Origin of the sequence: Schaalia sp. JY-X159, from assembly GCF_014525425.1 — a bacterium.
Classification (GTDB): Bacteria; Actinomycetota; Actinomycetes; order Actinomycetales; family Actinomycetaceae; genus Scrofimicrobium.
The window spans coordinates 202,102-216,458 of sequence record NZ_JACEXI010000003.1 but is presented as its reverse complement, the minus strand read 5'-3'; the positions used below and the strand labels follow the sequence as shown (position 1 = coordinate 216,458).

Genomic DNA, 14,357 nt, shown 5'->3' with positions numbered 1-14,357 from the left:
CCCAGTTAGGAGCCCCTAATCCAGCAGTTCTATCTCCCAGCCGTCCATCTTCTGGGGCCGGCCCAGCAACATCTCTCCCATTTGTGCGACGGTCGCACGGCCCTCGATCACCTCGACAACGCCGCGCGTGATCGGCATATCAACGTCGTGATCACCGGCAAGCGCCAGCATCGGCGGAGCCGTTTTGTACCCTTCCGCGATGCCCGGTGACAGCGCCAACGCCTCCTCAAGGGTCATGCCCTTGCCGAGGCGGAACCCCAGCGAGTAGTTGCGTGACAGCCTTGACGAACATGTCGCCACAAGGTCGCCAACACCGGCCAGGCCCGCAAATGTGGAGGCCCGCGCACCCAGAGCAACACCCAACCGAGTCATCTCTGCCAGCCCCCGCGTAATCAGGGTTGCACGCGTGTTAGCTCCGAGCCCCATCCCTTCAGAGGCTCCAATGGCGAGGGCGATGACATTCTTTGCTGCCCCCGCGACCTCGACCCCGACGAGGTCTGTCGACACGTACGGACGGAAGTATTCGTTGTGGCAGGCCCGGGCGATCTGCTTGGCTGTTTCTACGTCTTCACTGGCCACGACCGCTGCAGTGGGCTGACGCATGGCGATTTCCATGGACAGGTTGGGTCCGGAAATTGCGACGATTTGCGACGGCGGCAAGTTGCCTGCGGCTGCAATCAGCTGCGAAACCGTGCGCATCGTGCCCGGCTCGATACCCTTCGATAGCGACACAAAGGGCGCCTCGGGAGCATGGGCAACAGCAGCCTCAACGACTTCCCCTGTCACCCCCACGGGAACCGCTAGGACCACTGCCGAAGCTCCGGTTACAGCCGACTTTAGATCCGTGGTTGCAGTGATTCTGCTAGAGAGCTCAACACCCGGCAGGTACGCCGAGTTCTCCCCAGAGTTCACCATTTCCACGATCGTCCCACGGCGCCCCCACATGCGAACCTCTAGGCCCGCATCAGCCAGTACCTGTGAAAAAGTGGTGCCCCAAGAGCCTGTCCCGAGCACTGCTATATGACTACTTGTCTGTCCCACGCCGGACCCCCAAAATTGACTGGTACTTGCAACTACGGCCTTAAGCTAAGGGTAGCTCCTAAGGAGGAATCATGCCGCACACCACAGTTCGAAATGTCTCGCTTCCCCGGTTTGCGGGAGTTTGCGCAGCCACGCTTCTCACGCTGGGAGCGCTTGCTGGCTGCTCGCCCTCGACCCCAACGGCTGACGACGAGGGCGAACAGTCACAGTCCCAGCCCCAATCCGTTACACCGCCCCAATCCGCTGACCCAGGCGACCAGTCGGGCGGGGATAGCGACTCAGAGGCACTGCCCGATGAGGACGAGGCCGCGGGCGTGAACACCTCAACCTGGGCCCTAACTTCATCTGCGGAACCGACAACAACCGGCGAAGATGGCGTCATCGTCACCGGGCTCCGAGTCGCAGCACATGAGGGCTTCGAAAGGGTGGTTGTTGACTTGGGTGGACCAGGTGCTGGATGGCAGGCCCGCTACGTTGATACCCCGACCGGCCAGGGCAAAGGTGACCCCATCGAGATTGCCGGCAATGCCTTCTTGCAAGTGGATGTCACAGGGGTGTCGATTCCGGTCACGGATGCAGACTACGCGGCCTACTACGAGGGCGGACAGCAGGTATCTGGAAACTCCGTGCACGCAATCTACGAGTCAACGTTTGAAGGCCGAGCCCAGTTCATCATCGGCGTTGACAGTGTTGAACCGTTCCACATCTTCGCCCTCGACAACCCAAGCCGCATCGTCATTGACATAGCAACTAAGTAGCGTGTGGGGCGCCGGCACCCCATGCCTGCCGGCACCCCATGCCTGCCGGCGCCCCATGCCTGCCGGCGCCCCGCAGCTGTGCTGGTTTCCCAATGCCACAGTCTGAAACGTGCACCGAGGAAGCCGATGCGCACCTGTGCGTGGACCCCTGACAAATTTCAGCACCCAGCATGCGCACTTCGGGAAATTCATCGGAACACGCTGCTAGCCAGCTACCCGTCGAGCCACGCAAACCCCAAGGTCGCCGAACACAACACCCTCAAACCCCAAGGTCGCCGAACACAACACCCTCAAACCCCAAGGTCGCCGAACACAACATGGGTCGCCGCTGTTCCAGCGAATTGTCGGCGACCTATGCCGACATCGGCGACCTTGCTGGGCCCCCACGCAGACATCGGCAACCCTGCCGGGCCCTCCCCGCGAGATCGCTTAACTTCGCCACATTACTCTGTTATTTTACCCTCGGCTGGCTGAGTTAAGCGATCTCGCGGAATGGGGTCGAACGGGGTGGGATGGGGTCGAACGGGGTAAAACGGGGCTGGTGCTACGCCCGGTCGAACGACGGCCGGGCCGCCAAAATGTCCTGCCTACGACTCGCCCTCGCCAAAGAGCGCCTCCACTTCGACAGCGAAGTCAGCTCATCCTTCGACGGCCCGCCCGCAAGCTTTTGGTCCCACGGCTCCCGAGGACCAGCTTCTCCACGGAGCGCCTCGCTCCCCTCACCGAGGGCGCGCTGCAGTCGCGCGGTGAGCTCCCGAACGCCCTCGTGATTCGAAGAATCCCCTTCAATATCCGAGTAGTCGATCGGCGGCAACACGCGGACGAATAGACCCGGCCGCCTCCTGTTGAGCGACAACCCAACATAGCGATCCATAATGTCCTGCGCGCCCCACTGCACAACCGGGACCACCGGCACCCTGGTATCCAGCGCGAGGCGTGCCAGGCCAGTCTTGCCCTTCATCGGCCAAAACCCAGGGTCCCGTGTCAGAGTCCCCTCGAAGTAGATGCCCACCACATCGCCCTTGACCAGCGCTTCATGGGCGTACTTCAGGGCGTCGCCCGCTTGGTCCGAGCCGCGCAGCACCGGGATCATCCCCCACCAACGCAGGAACGGCCCCACCACCGGCACCTTGAACAGCGAATGCTTGGCAAGGAAGCGCACTTCAAAGCCGTTGTCTCCCAGAAAGTAGCCCATTAAGACCGGGTCGAAGTTAGACATGTGGTTCGGTGCCAGGATGAAGGGACCCGTGGACGGGAGGTTCTCAAGTCCGTCCCATCGAGGTCGAGAAAGCAGGTGCACCACCGGGGTGAGGATCCTGTAGCCCAGCCAGTACATGCCGTGCAGGTTTCCCCGGTGGGTCCGTACCTGGGTCGGGTTCTTGGCCATCTGCTCTCCTGACTACTTCTCTGTGCGAATGTCGACAGTGCGCTCCACCTGCTGCCCAGGCGCCACCACCGTGAGCGCGTCCGGAATGACACGCATCGAAAGCGGCAGATGCCCGACCACGTCCCCATCCGCAAGCGCCCGCAGCCCTACCGGCCGCATCATCTCAATCTTCCGCCCCATTTTCACAGTGATCATCGGGTGATCAATTTGCCGCGCCACCAGTGCGCGCCCCAAAAGCGGAAGCGCGCGCAGCCTCGACATCTTCTCTACGTTGATGATCTCCAGTGTTCCATCGTCAGCCCTCGACTGCGGGAGGATATTGACCCCGCCCCCAAACCAGCCGGTATTCGACACCGAAGTAAGCCACCCGCCGAGTTCGGTGGCTCGCCCGTCGATGCGTGCTTCAATAGGCGCGGGCTTGAATCCTCCGGCGAATCCGACGAGGGCGCCCCACGCGTAGGCCAACGGGCCCGAACGGAGCCAAGAGTGGTTGCCCACCCAGTTAGCTGTCGCATCGATACCTAAGGAGATGATGCCGAGGGCGGTTTTGGTCCCCTCCGCACTGGTGACCTCAACTGCGTCCAGCGGACCCGTCCACCGATCCATGGTTGCGCGGTCGGCCTCAGCGAGCTGTTGTGCCCACGCCACCGGATCAACACCGATCCCCAAATAGCGGCACAAATCGTTGCCTCGTCCCCCGGGAAATGGGACGAGGACGCCTTCGTGTCCCACCCGCCCAGTCGCTGCGCTAGCTAGGTAGCCGTCGCCACCGAGGGCGCCAATGTAGTAGTCCGAGCACGTCCGAGAGAGCTCTTCAACGTCGCTCGCAGTTGAGGTAACACGCACGTGCACTTCCCAGCCACCGGCTCGCAACGCAGCAACGACGTCGCGTCCCAGCCTCAATGCTCGCCCTCGAGCGGAAACAGATGACACCAATAGTGTCATCGAACGGGGCGGCCTCACACGTATTCCACTCTTGCGTGGAGTTTGAGGAGCTTAGCCATGAAGTGCTCGTATCCGCGGGAAATGACGTCAATCCCGGAGACGTGGGAAACCCCGTCCGCTGCGAGTGCCGCGATGAGGTGGCTGAATCCGCCGCGCAAGTCCGGCACCGTAATGTCGGCCCCGTGCAGGGGTGTTGGCCCGGAAATCACCGCGGAGTGAGAGAAGTTGCGCGCACCAAAACGACACGGCGCCGAGCCGACACATTCGGTGTAAACCTGAATGTTGGCACCCATCTGACGCAGGGCTGACACAAAACCAAAGCGGTTCTCATAGACCGTCTCGTGAACGATCGATAGGCCCTCCGCCTGGGTCAGCGCCACAACCAGCGGCTGCTGCCAGTCCGTCATAAAGCCGGGGTGAACATTGGTTTCGAGGACGATCGAGCGGAGCGGGCCGCCCGGGTGGTAAAACCGGATGCCGTCCTCTTCCACGTCGAATGCACCTCCAACCTTGCGGAAGGTATTGAGGAAGGTGCTCATGTCTGGCTGGTGCGCTCCGCGAACGAAGACGTCACCCCTGGTCGCAAGGGCTGCAGCCCCCCACGATGCCGCCTCGATCCGGTCGGGTAGCGCGGTGTGGGAGTAACCATCTAGGCGGTCAACGCCCTCGATGCGGATAGTACGGTCCGTATCCACGGAGATGATTGCGCCCATCTTCTGGAGGACGTTGATCAGATCCATGATTTCTGGCTCAATCGCTGCACCCGTCAGGGTGGTGATGCCCTGAGCCTGAACTGCTGTCAGCAGGGTTTGCTCGGTGGCTCCAACCGAGGGGTAAGGCAGGTCAATCCGGGTGCCAACCAGGCCGCCCTCGGGCGCCCGCAACCGTATGCCGTCTGCTTCCTTGACGACGTCTGCACCAAATCTGCGCAGGGTCTCGAGGTGGAAGTCAATGGGTCGGTCCCCGATAACGCAGCCGCCGAGCTCCGGAATAAAGGCCTCACCCAGACGGTGCAGCAGCGGTCCGCAGAAGAGAATGGGGATGCGCGACGAACCTGAAAGGGCGTCAATCTCTGTCGCACTTGCCGCATCGATGTTTGACGGATCCAGGTTGATCACGCCCTCGTCCTCGTCAAAAATGACGTCGACACCGTGGGCTTCCAACATTTCTTTCACCACGTCAACGTCGCGGATCAGGGGCACATTGCGCAGTTGGGAGGGCGTATGACCCAGAAGGGCCGCAACCATCGCTTTGGGCACAAAGTTCTTGGCGCCCCGAACCGAGATGGTCCCATAAAGTGGTCGTCCACCTTCTACGCGGAGCACATTATTGCTCGCTGCTGGGGTGTGGATTCCGAGAGCCGATTCCGTCTGCTGCAAAGGTAACTCCCTGCTTGTGATCGTCGTTGAAGCGAGCTTACCGCTTGCGCCAACAACCCCCGGTTGATCCTCGGCACACTTCACGGACTTTTCACCCCGCGCGCAACCCCCTACTGACCCGCAAGCGTCCTCGGCTTCCACGTGGGGCGCTGGGCCTCAAACTCAGTGATGGCGTCCTCGGACCGCAACGTCAACCCGATGTCGTCAAGGCCCTCCATGAGGCGCCAACGCGTGTAGTCATCGACCTCGAACGGATAGGTGGCACCGCCACCCGTGACCGTCATATCCTCAAGCGAAACGGTTAGCTCCGCACCGGGCTCAGTTTCCAAGTACTTCCACAGCGCCTCGCAGTCCTCCTGTGAAATCACCCCTGTGACAAGCCCCTGCTTCCCCGAGTTGGAACGGAAAATATCCCCGAACTTGGGTGCGAGGACGACACGGAAGCCATAGTCCTTGAGCGCCCACACCGCGTGCTCACGCGATGAGCCCGTGCCGAAGTCGGGGCCCGCCACCAGCACTGACCCTTTGGCGTAAGCAGGGTCGTTGAGGACGAAGGTTGGGTCTTTACGCCACGCTGCGAACAGCGCGTCATCGAATCCAGTGCGAGTGATGCGCTTCAAGTAAACAGCGGGAATAATCTGGTCCGTATCGACATTGGAGCGGCGCATCGGGACGCCGACTCCGGTGTGAGAGGTGAACTGCTCCATGGCTACTTTGCCTCTACTTTCGCGCTCTGTGCCGTTGCGCCGCTCGACTGATACTCGGAACCAAGTCCCACCCCGGCTGGGAGGTCGTCGAGGTCGGCCGGGCTTGACAGTCTGCCGCGAATAGCGGTCGCCGCCGCAACCAAAGGGGAAACAAGGTGGGTGCGGGCGTCGCGCCCCTGGCGTCCCTCATAGTTGCGGTTCGAGGTCGATGCGCTGCGCTGGCCCGGTTGCAACTGGTCGGGGTTCATCCCCAGGCACATCGAGCAGCCTGCACTTCGCCACTCTGCGCCGAAGTCGAGGAAGACTTTGTCCAGTCCTTCGGCCTCGGCCTGCAGCTTGACCTTCTGCGAGCCTGGCACCACCAGCATCTCCAGGGTGTCAGCCTTCCTCTTGCCCTTAAGGACCGCCGCAGCCATACGTAGATCCTCAATGCGGGCGTTGGTGCAAGATCCCAGGAAGACCACGTCAACCGGGATGTCACGCATCTTCGTACCAGGTGCCAGATCCATGTAGGCCAGGGCACGCTGCGCTGTTGCGCGGTCAATGGGGTCTTGGAACGAATCGGGGTCAGGAACTTCGCCGGACAGCGGTACACCCTGACCGGGGTTCGTCCCCCAGGTGACGAACGGTTCGATGTCGGCGGCGTCGAGGACGACCTCGGCATCAAACGTAGCGTCCTCGTCCGAAGCCAGCTGCTTCCAGTACTCGACAGCCGCATCCCAGTCCGCGCCCGTGGGTGCGCTGGGGCGGCCCTTGATGAACTCAAACGTGGTTTCATCCGGGGCGATCATGCCGGCCCGCGCCCCGGCCTCGATCGACATGTTGCAAATCGTCATGCGGGCTTCCATGGAGAGCTCGCGAATAGCCTGCCCGCGGTATTCGAGGACGTACCCCTGGCCCCCACCGGTGCCGATCTTGGCGATGATTGCCAGGATGATGTCCTTGGAGGTGACACCGGGCTTCAGTGAACCGTTGACCGTGATCGCCATGGTCTTGAAGGGCATGACGGGAAGGGTTTGGGTGGCGAGGACGTGTTCGACCTCGGACGTGCCGATCCCGAACGCCAGCGCACCAAACGCGCCGTGGGTGGAGGTGTGGGAATCGCCGCAGACGATGGTGGCGCCCGGTTGCGTCAGTCCCAGCTGAGGGCCGACGACGTGGACGATACCCTGCTCAACGTCACCCAGGGAGTGCAGTCGCACCCCGAACTCCTCAGCATTCTGACGCAGCGTGTCAATCTGTAGTCGCGAGGTGAGGTCGGCGATGGGCAGGAAGATGTCCTTGGTTGGGGTGTTGTGATCTTCGGTGGCGATCGTCAGGTCGGGGCGCCGCACGGGACGCCCGGCAAGGCGCAGGCCTTCAAAAGCCTGCGGGCTTGTCACCTCATGAACGAAGTGCAAGTCCACGTAAAGCAGGTCGGGCGCCGCGCCCTCACCCTTCTTTACGATGTGTGCCTCACGCACCTTTTCGGCCATAGTCTTGGCCATGCGAATCCACTCCTTGAAAACCCATCGAGGCCGTGCCGGCTGCGGCTGCTCCTGTGTCGACCACGCCTGTGTCAGCTGCGCGGGTGTTTAGGGGCGGGTTATGCTTTTCTTGCACTTCAACTGCCAGCTGGTGACGGCTGTACCTCCTGTTCACAAAAGTTTGCGGCCCGTTCACGCTGTGTCGATTTGGCATCTCACAGATTGGGATGACAGTATTCATCCATGGACGAGACTAGCGATTCCAGCGGCGTTGGTGTACTAGATAAGGCAGCCACGGTTCTGGGAGCCCTTGAAGCGGGCCCCGCAACCCTGGCTCAACTGGTTGCGGCCACAGGGTTGGCAAGACCCACGGCCCACCGTTTGGCGGTGGCACTTGAGCACCACCGGTTCGTAACCCGGGATATGCAGGGACGGTTCGTGCTTGGACCCCGCTTGCAAGAGCTGGCTTCGGCAGCCGGTGAAGACCGCCTGATTTCATCATCCTTGCCGATCCTGGTGGCGCTTCGCGACCACACGAAAGAGTCCGCCCAGCTGTTCCGCTGGCAGGGTGAGTACCGCGTCTGCGTCGCCTCGGCAGAACCAACCACAGGGCTTCGAGACTCCATACCCGTTGGTGCAACCCTGTCCCTCAAGGCCGGCTCTGGCGCGCAGGTGCTGCTGGCCTGGGAAGAGCCCGAGAGATTGCACCGTGGCCTCATCGACGCATCGTTTACTGCCACCACCTTGTCTGAGGTGCGCAGGCGCGGGTGGGCACAGTCCGTTGGGGAGCGTGAACCCGGTGTTGCTTCCGTGTCCGCCCCCGTGCGCGGCGTTGATGGGCGCGTCATCGCGGCTTTGTCCGTGTCGGGGCCGATTGAGCGCATGGGGCGTCAGCCGGGTCGTCTCTACGGACCAGCGGTTGTCGCCGCCGCAAACCGCCTCACCGACTTCCTGAGGACGGCTGAGGAGATGGGTCTGTAACGCCTCTCTGCTGCCGGACCCGCCCCCCACTTCGCGAAATGTGTATGCGGGGGCGGAATGTTTGTCGGGGGTACGCACCCCAGGGGCATATTTCGTCCCCACATATACATTTGGGGGCGGCTCATGAGTTTCACATGCGGCTCAGGTGCAGGGCGGCCGCATCCTTATAGGCCCGCTCAATCTGTGGAAGAGCGTTCTTCCACGAGTACGGCATTTCCACCGCCTGGTTGTGGTCCTCGTATCGCGCAACGTCCGCCGGGTCCCGCGCCCACTCCACTAGGACTGCCGCCATCGCGCGATCCGTGGGGACTGCTCGTCCCTCGATTCCGTCGAGGACGGCCGCCCCGAAGCCCGACTGGGACCTGGTGAGGATCGCGAGGCCGGCTGCGCGCGCCTCCAACCCCGAAATGGAGAAGGCATCCTTGACGCTGGGAGCCAGGTATATGTCGCTGCGAGAATAGAGTTCGACGAGGGCGTCCTTGCTGAGGCGCCCGGGGAGTTCCACCCAGCCGGACATGCCGCGATGGTCAAGGTAGGATTGGGCGGCCTTGAGTCCGGGCCCCTCACCGGCAACAACGACAAGCAGCGGACGAGGGCGCTGGCCTGCTCCGTTCAGCCCCAGCTGCTCCCCCACTTCCCGCAGCATGCGCAGCAGGGCGGGCACGCGCTTGCGAAGCGCAAACCGAGTGGCGGTGACGGCAACGAGGCCATGATGTGCGACAGGCTCAGTCTTCCACCCGCCGGGATCAACGGAATTGTTCTGCACGCGGACGCGATCGGGGTTGACGACCTCGCGGACACGGCTTGCTGTCAACTCCGAGTTTGGGAGCCAGAAGATTGGCGCATCGTAGAGGTCGAGGAGCTTCGCACCGCCCCGGTAAAGCGGGACAGTTGGGAACTTGGACCAGATGCAGTGCACGGATGCGACGGTTGGGATGTCGCCATCCTTGAGGGCGGCAAGCACTCCCATCGCCACCGGGGTCAGTTCGCCGAGGTGAACATGGACGGCGTCAGGCTTTTGTTCGCGGATGTACTCGATAAACCGACCCGGAGCGTGCGGGTCAACCGGGGCACCGAAGGGGTTCTGCCACTGTGACCGCACAACGGTGTAGGGCTGGGCGTCCTCGTCATCAAACACAAGCCCGTCACCAACGCTGCGGGGCACGCCCTTGGTTGGATCAGCCATGGCAGCCGTCAGTACGGTGACATCGTGGCCGGCTCGAGCCTGTTGGGTGGCGAGGCGGGCAACCTGGGTTTCGATGCCGCCCATGACGGGAGCAAACGTGTCAGAAACGTGGATGATGCGCACCGGATCTCCCATGGTTGAGCAAGCAGGTCGGCCGCACTGAGCTTACGGGATCTGGGGCGCCGCTCAAGAACGGCACCGCAGCCGGGTGCCACCAGACCCCAGGGGCAAAGTCGCCGATGTCGCCCACCCCACAGCTCAAGGTCGCCGATGTCGCCCACCCCACAACCCAAGGTCGCCGATGTCGCCTAACGTCGCCGGTGTTTGGGCAAATTACCGGCGACCTAGGTCGACATCGGCGACCTTAGGCATGGGCTCGAAGGGCCGTTCTGGCCGGTATCCCCCGTTGTCCCCGGTACCCCGTTACCCCGCACACACAGCACGCGCGGCCAGAGACGCAAAAAAGCCCCGCCGCATCGATCACAATGACCGTGCCGGCAGGGCCGCGCACCCCAAGCAGAGTTGAAAAGTACCCCCAACGGGATTTGAACCCGTGTTACCGCCGTGAGAGGGCGGCGTCCTGGGCCGCTAGACGATGGGGGCCCGACGCTACGACCACCCGGCAAACCGGGTGTCGCCACGCTTGTACTCCCAACGGGATTTGAACCCGTGTTACCGCCGTGAGAGGGCGGCGTCCTAGGCCACTAGACGATGGGAGCCTCTGAAACCATTGGTCACGAAGTGACCACCGGAATCGCTGGGGTACTAGGACTCGAACCTAGACTAAATGAACCAGAATCACTCGTGCTGCCAATTACACCATACCCCAAGGTTTGCTGGCCCTTGTGGGGCCAGCGAAAGAAAAGATTACCGGAGCGAACGCCCATCCCCAAATCATCACGGCCATCTGTGGTGCATGTCGCGGGGACACCCGACAGATACCGTGCCGAGGACGTCTTGAATGATTCTACTTAGTCCGCCTAGACTAAGGCTATGAGCCAACAAGTCGACAGGGTCACCGCTCCCCGGGCCCGCAGCCAAGTAAACATGCATGAGGCGAAGACGCAGCTCTCAGCGCTCGTGGAGAGAGTTCTTGCCGGGGAGGAAGTGACCATTGCGCGAGCTGGAACGCCTGTTGCTGACCTTGTTCCCCACCGCAAGCGAACAGTCGTCTTCGGCTTGGGCAAGGGTAAGTTCCAGTTTGACGAGGGCGCCTTCGACGGTGCAGATGCTGAGGTCAGAGCCATGTTCTACGGGCAGGGCGCATGATCCTGCTCGACACCCACGCTCTCCTCTGGCTCTACTTGGATTCACCTCGCCTGGGGCGGGAAGCCCGCGAGCTTGTTGCCCGCTCAGATGTGGTTGCCTATTCCTCAGTTTCGGTCGCAGAGATTGTCATCAAACACCTGCTTGGCAGGTTGGAGATGCCCGGAAACGGGGATCTCCCACGGGCTTTAGCGCAGTCCGGACTCCTTGAGTTGCCGCTCACCGGCCCCGATGCCCTTGCCATGCTGGATGTGCCAGAGCTTGCCAGGCATGACCCGTTCGACCGTTTCATCTATGCGCAGGCACTCCATGAGAACTGCACGCTCCTGACCGCAGACGCCACACTTCTCACCCTGGGAAGCAAGTGGGTGAGGGACGCCCGGGTCTGACGACCGCGGGCATTGCCCCAGCGGCCTGTGGCGGGGCACGTGCGAACGTTGGTGCGGCAGCGACCTGTCGCGCCCCACGCGGCGGGCCGCTACTTGAAGTTTTTCAAGCGCGTCAGCGACGCATCCTTCCCCAGGATCTCCATCGACTCAAACAGCGGCGGTGAAACCCGACGCCCCGTCAGCGCCACCCGCGGGGGCGTGAACGCGAAGCGCGGCTTCAGCTCCAACCCCTCGATCAGCGCAACATTCAGCGCCTCGTGGATCCGCTCAGCCGTGAACTCCTCGGCCGGGATCACCTCGAGAGCTGCAACCGCCGCAGCCAAAACGGCCTCGGTGTCACCCTTCAACTGCTTGCGTGCATCGTCCTCGACCACAATCTGCTCATCCAGAGTGAAGAGAAAGCCCAGCATCCCCACGGCCTCAGACAGTACCTGCACGCGGGTCTGTACCAGCGGCGCCGCCTTGGTCAAAATCTCACGTTCCCGCGGCAACAGGTCCTCAAACCGGTCAGCGGACACCAACGACTGCGAGTGCAGGAACGGCACAACCCGCGCCGCGAAATCGTCCTCGGACAACATGCGAATGTGGGTAGCGTTGATGGCCGTGCACTTCTTCTGGTCAAAGCGCGCCGGGTTCGGGTTCACGTCGGCGACGTCGAACACAGCCACCATCTCTTCCATCGAGAAGATGTCCTCATCAGGGCTGATTGACCAGCCGAGCAGCGCCAAGTAGTTGAGCAGCCCCTCCGCGATCATCCCGTTTTCACGGTGCAGCAGCAGGTTGGACTCCGGGTCACGCTTGGAGAGTTTCTTGTTCCCCTCCCCCATCACGTAGGGCAGGTGACCGTAAAGGGGAATCTCATCTGCCACACCGATTTCGACGAGGGCGCGCATGAGGACGACCTGGCGCGGCGTCGAAGACAGCAGGTCCTCCCCCCGCAGCACGTGGGTGATCTTCATGAGCGCGTCGTCCACCGGGTTGACCAGCGTGTAAAGCGGATCCCCGTTGGCGCGGACAATGACGTAGTCCGGCACCGAGCCGGCCTTGAACGTCACTTCGCCGCGGATCAGGTCGTCGAACGAGACGTCCTCGTCCGGCATGCGCATGCGGATCACGGGCTCACGACCCTCGGCGCGGAACACTGCCTTCTGTTCGTCGGTGAGGTCGCGGTCGAACCCGTCGTATCCCAGCTTCGGGTTACGCCCGGCAGCCCGGTGGCGCTCTTCGACCTCGTCGGGGGTGGAGAAGGATTCGTAGGCATACCCGCCCTCGAGCAACTTCGCCGCCACCTCCTTGTAAAGGTCCATGCGCTCCGACTGGCGGTAGGGGCCGTGAGGGCCGCCGACGCCAACGCCCTCGTCCCAATCCAAGCCCAACCAGCGCATTGACTCAATGATCTGGTCGAAGGATTCCTGGGAGTCCCGCTGTGCGTCAGTGTCTTCAATGCGGAAGACAAAAGTACCGCCGGTGTGGCGCGCGTAGGCCCAGTTGAAGAGGGCGGTGCGAACCATACCGACGTGCGGGGTTCCGGTCGGAGAGGGGCAGAAGCGGACGCGGACCTGGGATCCGTCAACAGGCGATGTAGTCATGATGAACCAGCTTACCGCCCGCGTAGAAGGTGGAAGAATGGGGGCGGACCAACCCCCTAGTGAAGTAGGTGCGAAGAATGACCCTGTGGACTCCGACCGAGGCCGAACTCTACGAAACCGGCACCCAAAAGTGGTCGGGCGTGAAGACGACCGATGGTGAGTCAACCCTTGGAGCATGGGTAGCGGAGATGGATTTCGGCACCTCCCCCGCCGTGAAGGCACGCCTCCAAAAGGCTGTTGAGCAGGGGTTTCTTGGCTACCCTCCGGCCTGGGCGGGCGAGGCCGTCAAGGAGGCGCTGGTTGAGCTTGAAGACCGCCGCTACGGTTGGGCCATCAAGCCGGGGTGGGTCACCCTGGCCCCGTCGATCCTCGCTTCCCTGCGCGTCACCATCGACGCCCTTACCCGGCCCGGTTCCGCGGTGATCGTTCCCACTCCGGCCTACATGCCCTTCCTCACCATCCCCGCCGAACACGGCCGTGACGTTATCGAGATTCCTTCCCTCCACAATGCTGAAGCGGACAAGGACGAGGACGCCTGGGCGCTCAACCTGATCGCCATTAAGGAAGCCCTGCAAAACGGCGCTGGCCTGGTCGTCCTGTGCAACCCCTGGAATCCGACGGGCCGCAGCCTCACCGTGGCTGAACTCCAGGCTTTGCACGCCGTGGTCGGCAAGTATGACGCACTGGTCTTTGCGGATGAGGTGCACGCCCCGCTCGTCCTCGGCGATCCCGGCAGTTTCGTTTCTTACGCCTCGCTTGGCCCCGACTACGCGGCACACACGGTCACCGCCGTCGCAGCCTCCAAGGCGTGGAACGTGGCGGGCCTCAACTGCGCCCAGGTGATCCTGCCCGATGCCGCGTTGCGGCAGAAGTACGAGGACTCCCCCAAGTCGCGCTTCGGCTACCCGGCGGCGCTAGGCCTGCTGGCAGCAGTACCCGCATACCTGGAGTCGGACGAGTGGCTGGCTGAAGCAATCGCCCAGATCAACGCCAACTTGGACCTACTCGGCGAGGCGCTGGAGGGCACGGACGTCGACTACCACCGACCCGAGGCTACCTACCTGACTTGGCTGGGCTTTGACGCCTACCCAGAGCTTGAGGACCCGGCAGTGACGCTTCGTGAGGAGTACCGAGTGGGCGTCAACGACGGCGGCACCCTGGGCCGCGGCTACGAGCGCTGGATCCGCGTCAACGCCGCCATGTCGCCCGAGCCGTGGAAGAAGGTCGTGGCAGCGATCGCGGACCTCGCCCGGCGGTAGTGGG

13 protein-coding genes and 3 tRNA genes are annotated in these 14,357 nt (G+C 62.7%); 5 read left to right on the top strand and 11 right to left on the bottom strand.

Annotated elements, in window-relative coordinates:
- Positions 1–15: 15 nt before the first annotated feature.
- Positions 16–1,041, bottom strand: a complete 1,026-nt coding sequence (locus IDL90_RS06530; protein WP_187994846.1) for an NAD(P)H-dependent glycerol-3-phosphate dehydrogenase — start codon at positions 1,039–1,041, stop codon at positions 16–18.
- 71 nt (positions 1,042–1,112) lie between these two features.
- Here IDL90_RS06530 and IDL90_RS06525 point away from each other — a divergent pair, with 71 nt between their 5' ends.
- Positions 1,113–1,799: a hypothetical protein gene (locus tag IDL90_RS06525; protein ID WP_187994845.1), complete on the top strand. Its 687-nt coding sequence runs from the start codon at positions 1,113–1,115 to the stop codon at positions 1,797–1,799.
- 544 nt (positions 1,800–2,343) lie between these two features.
- On the opposite strand, the gene IDL90_RS06520 is transcribed toward IDL90_RS06525, so the two are convergent.
- From IDL90_RS06520 to leuC, 5 genes are all read right to left on the bottom strand, one after another.
- Positions 2,344–3,186 (bottom strand): 1-acyl-sn-glycerol-3-phosphate acyltransferase, encoded by an 843-nt coding sequence (locus IDL90_RS06520; RefSeq protein ID WP_187994844.1) that lies wholly within the window; start codon positions 3,184–3,186, stop codon positions 2,344–2,346.
- A 12-nt stretch (positions 3,187–3,198) separates the two neighbouring features.
- Entirely contained in the window at positions 3,199–4,131 is a 933-nt protein-coding gene (locus tag IDL90_RS06515; protein WP_187994843.1) for a diacylglycerol kinase family protein, read from the bottom strand.
- A 14-nt stretch (positions 4,132–4,145) separates the two neighbouring features.
- On the bottom strand, positions 4,146–5,510 hold the full coding sequence (murA, locus tag IDL90_RS06510) for a UDP-N-acetylglucosamine 1-carboxyvinyltransferase (RefSeq protein ID WP_223175235.1): 1,365 nt from the start codon (positions 5,508–5,510) through the stop codon (positions 4,146–4,148).
- Between the two features lie 110 nt (positions 5,511–5,620).
- A complete protein-coding gene (leuD, locus tag IDL90_RS06505; protein ID WP_187994842.1) occupies positions 5,621–6,217 on the bottom strand; it encodes a 3-isopropylmalate dehydratase small subunit in 597 nt (198 codons plus the stop codon).
- 2 nt (positions 6,218–6,219) lie between these two features.
- Positions 6,220–7,704, bottom strand: a complete 1,485-nt coding sequence (gene leuC, locus IDL90_RS06500; RefSeq protein ID WP_187994841.1) for a 3-isopropylmalate dehydratase large subunit — start codon at positions 7,702–7,704, stop codon at positions 6,220–6,222.
- A 222-nt stretch (positions 7,705–7,926) separates the two neighbouring features.
- On the opposite strand from leuC, the gene IDL90_RS06495 reads away from it, so the two are divergent.
- Complete coding sequence (locus IDL90_RS06495) at positions 7,927–8,664, top strand: IclR family transcriptional regulator (protein ID WP_182141193.1); 738 nt, start codon at positions 7,927–7,929, stop codon at positions 8,662–8,664.
- Between the two features lie 130 nt (positions 8,665–8,794).
- Here the strand turns inward: IDL90_RS06495 and IDL90_RS06490 are convergent, their stop codons facing one another.
- The 4 genes from IDL90_RS06490 to IDL90_RS06475 all read right to left on the bottom strand — a co-directional run bounded on the left by IDL90_RS06490 (position 8,795) and on the right by IDL90_RS06475 (position 10,679).
- Positions 8,795–9,973, bottom strand: coding sequence for a glycosyltransferase family 4 protein (locus IDL90_RS06490; RefSeq protein ID WP_187994840.1), 1,179 nt, complete (start codon positions 9,971–9,973; stop codon positions 8,795–8,797).
- A gap of 407 nt (positions 9,974–10,380) precedes the next feature.
- Positions 10,381–10,453: transfer RNA gene (locus IDL90_RS06485), tRNA-Glu, on the bottom strand.
- Between the two features lie 43 nt (positions 10,454–10,496).
- Positions 10,497–10,569 (bottom strand) — tRNA-Glu (locus tag IDL90_RS06480).
- 38 nt (positions 10,570–10,607) lie between these two features.
- Positions 10,608–10,679 (bottom strand) — tRNA-Gln (locus IDL90_RS06475).
- A 164-nt stretch (positions 10,680–10,843) separates the two neighbouring features.
- On the opposite strand from IDL90_RS06475, the gene IDL90_RS06470 reads away from it, so the two are divergent.
- Positions 10,844–11,119, top strand: coding sequence for a type II toxin-antitoxin system Phd/YefM family antitoxin (locus IDL90_RS06470; protein ID WP_182141195.1), 276 nt, complete (start codon positions 10,844–10,846; stop codon positions 11,117–11,119).
- Positions 11,116–11,505: a type II toxin-antitoxin system VapC family toxin gene (locus tag IDL90_RS06465; protein WP_187994839.1), complete on the top strand. Its 390-nt coding sequence runs from the start codon at positions 11,116–11,118 to the stop codon at positions 11,503–11,505. The genes IDL90_RS06470 and IDL90_RS06465 overlap by 4 nt, the downstream gene beginning before the upstream one ends.
- Positions 11,506–11,594: 89 nt before the next feature.
- Here the strand turns inward: IDL90_RS06465 and gltX are convergent, their stop codons facing one another.
- Positions 11,595–13,094 carry a glutamate--tRNA ligase gene (gltX, locus tag IDL90_RS06460; protein WP_187994838.1) on the bottom strand — a complete coding sequence of 500 codons (1,500 nt, stop codon included), beginning with the start codon at positions 13,092–13,094 and terminating at the stop codon, positions 11,595–11,597.
- Between the two features lie 77 nt (positions 13,095–13,171).
- Here gltX and IDL90_RS06455 point away from each other — a divergent pair, with 77 nt between their 5' ends.
- Entirely contained in the window at positions 13,172–14,353 is a 1,182-nt protein-coding gene (locus IDL90_RS06455; protein ID WP_187994837.1) for a MalY/PatB family protein, read from the top strand.
- The last annotated feature ends 4 nt before the right edge of the window (positions 14,354–14,357 follow it).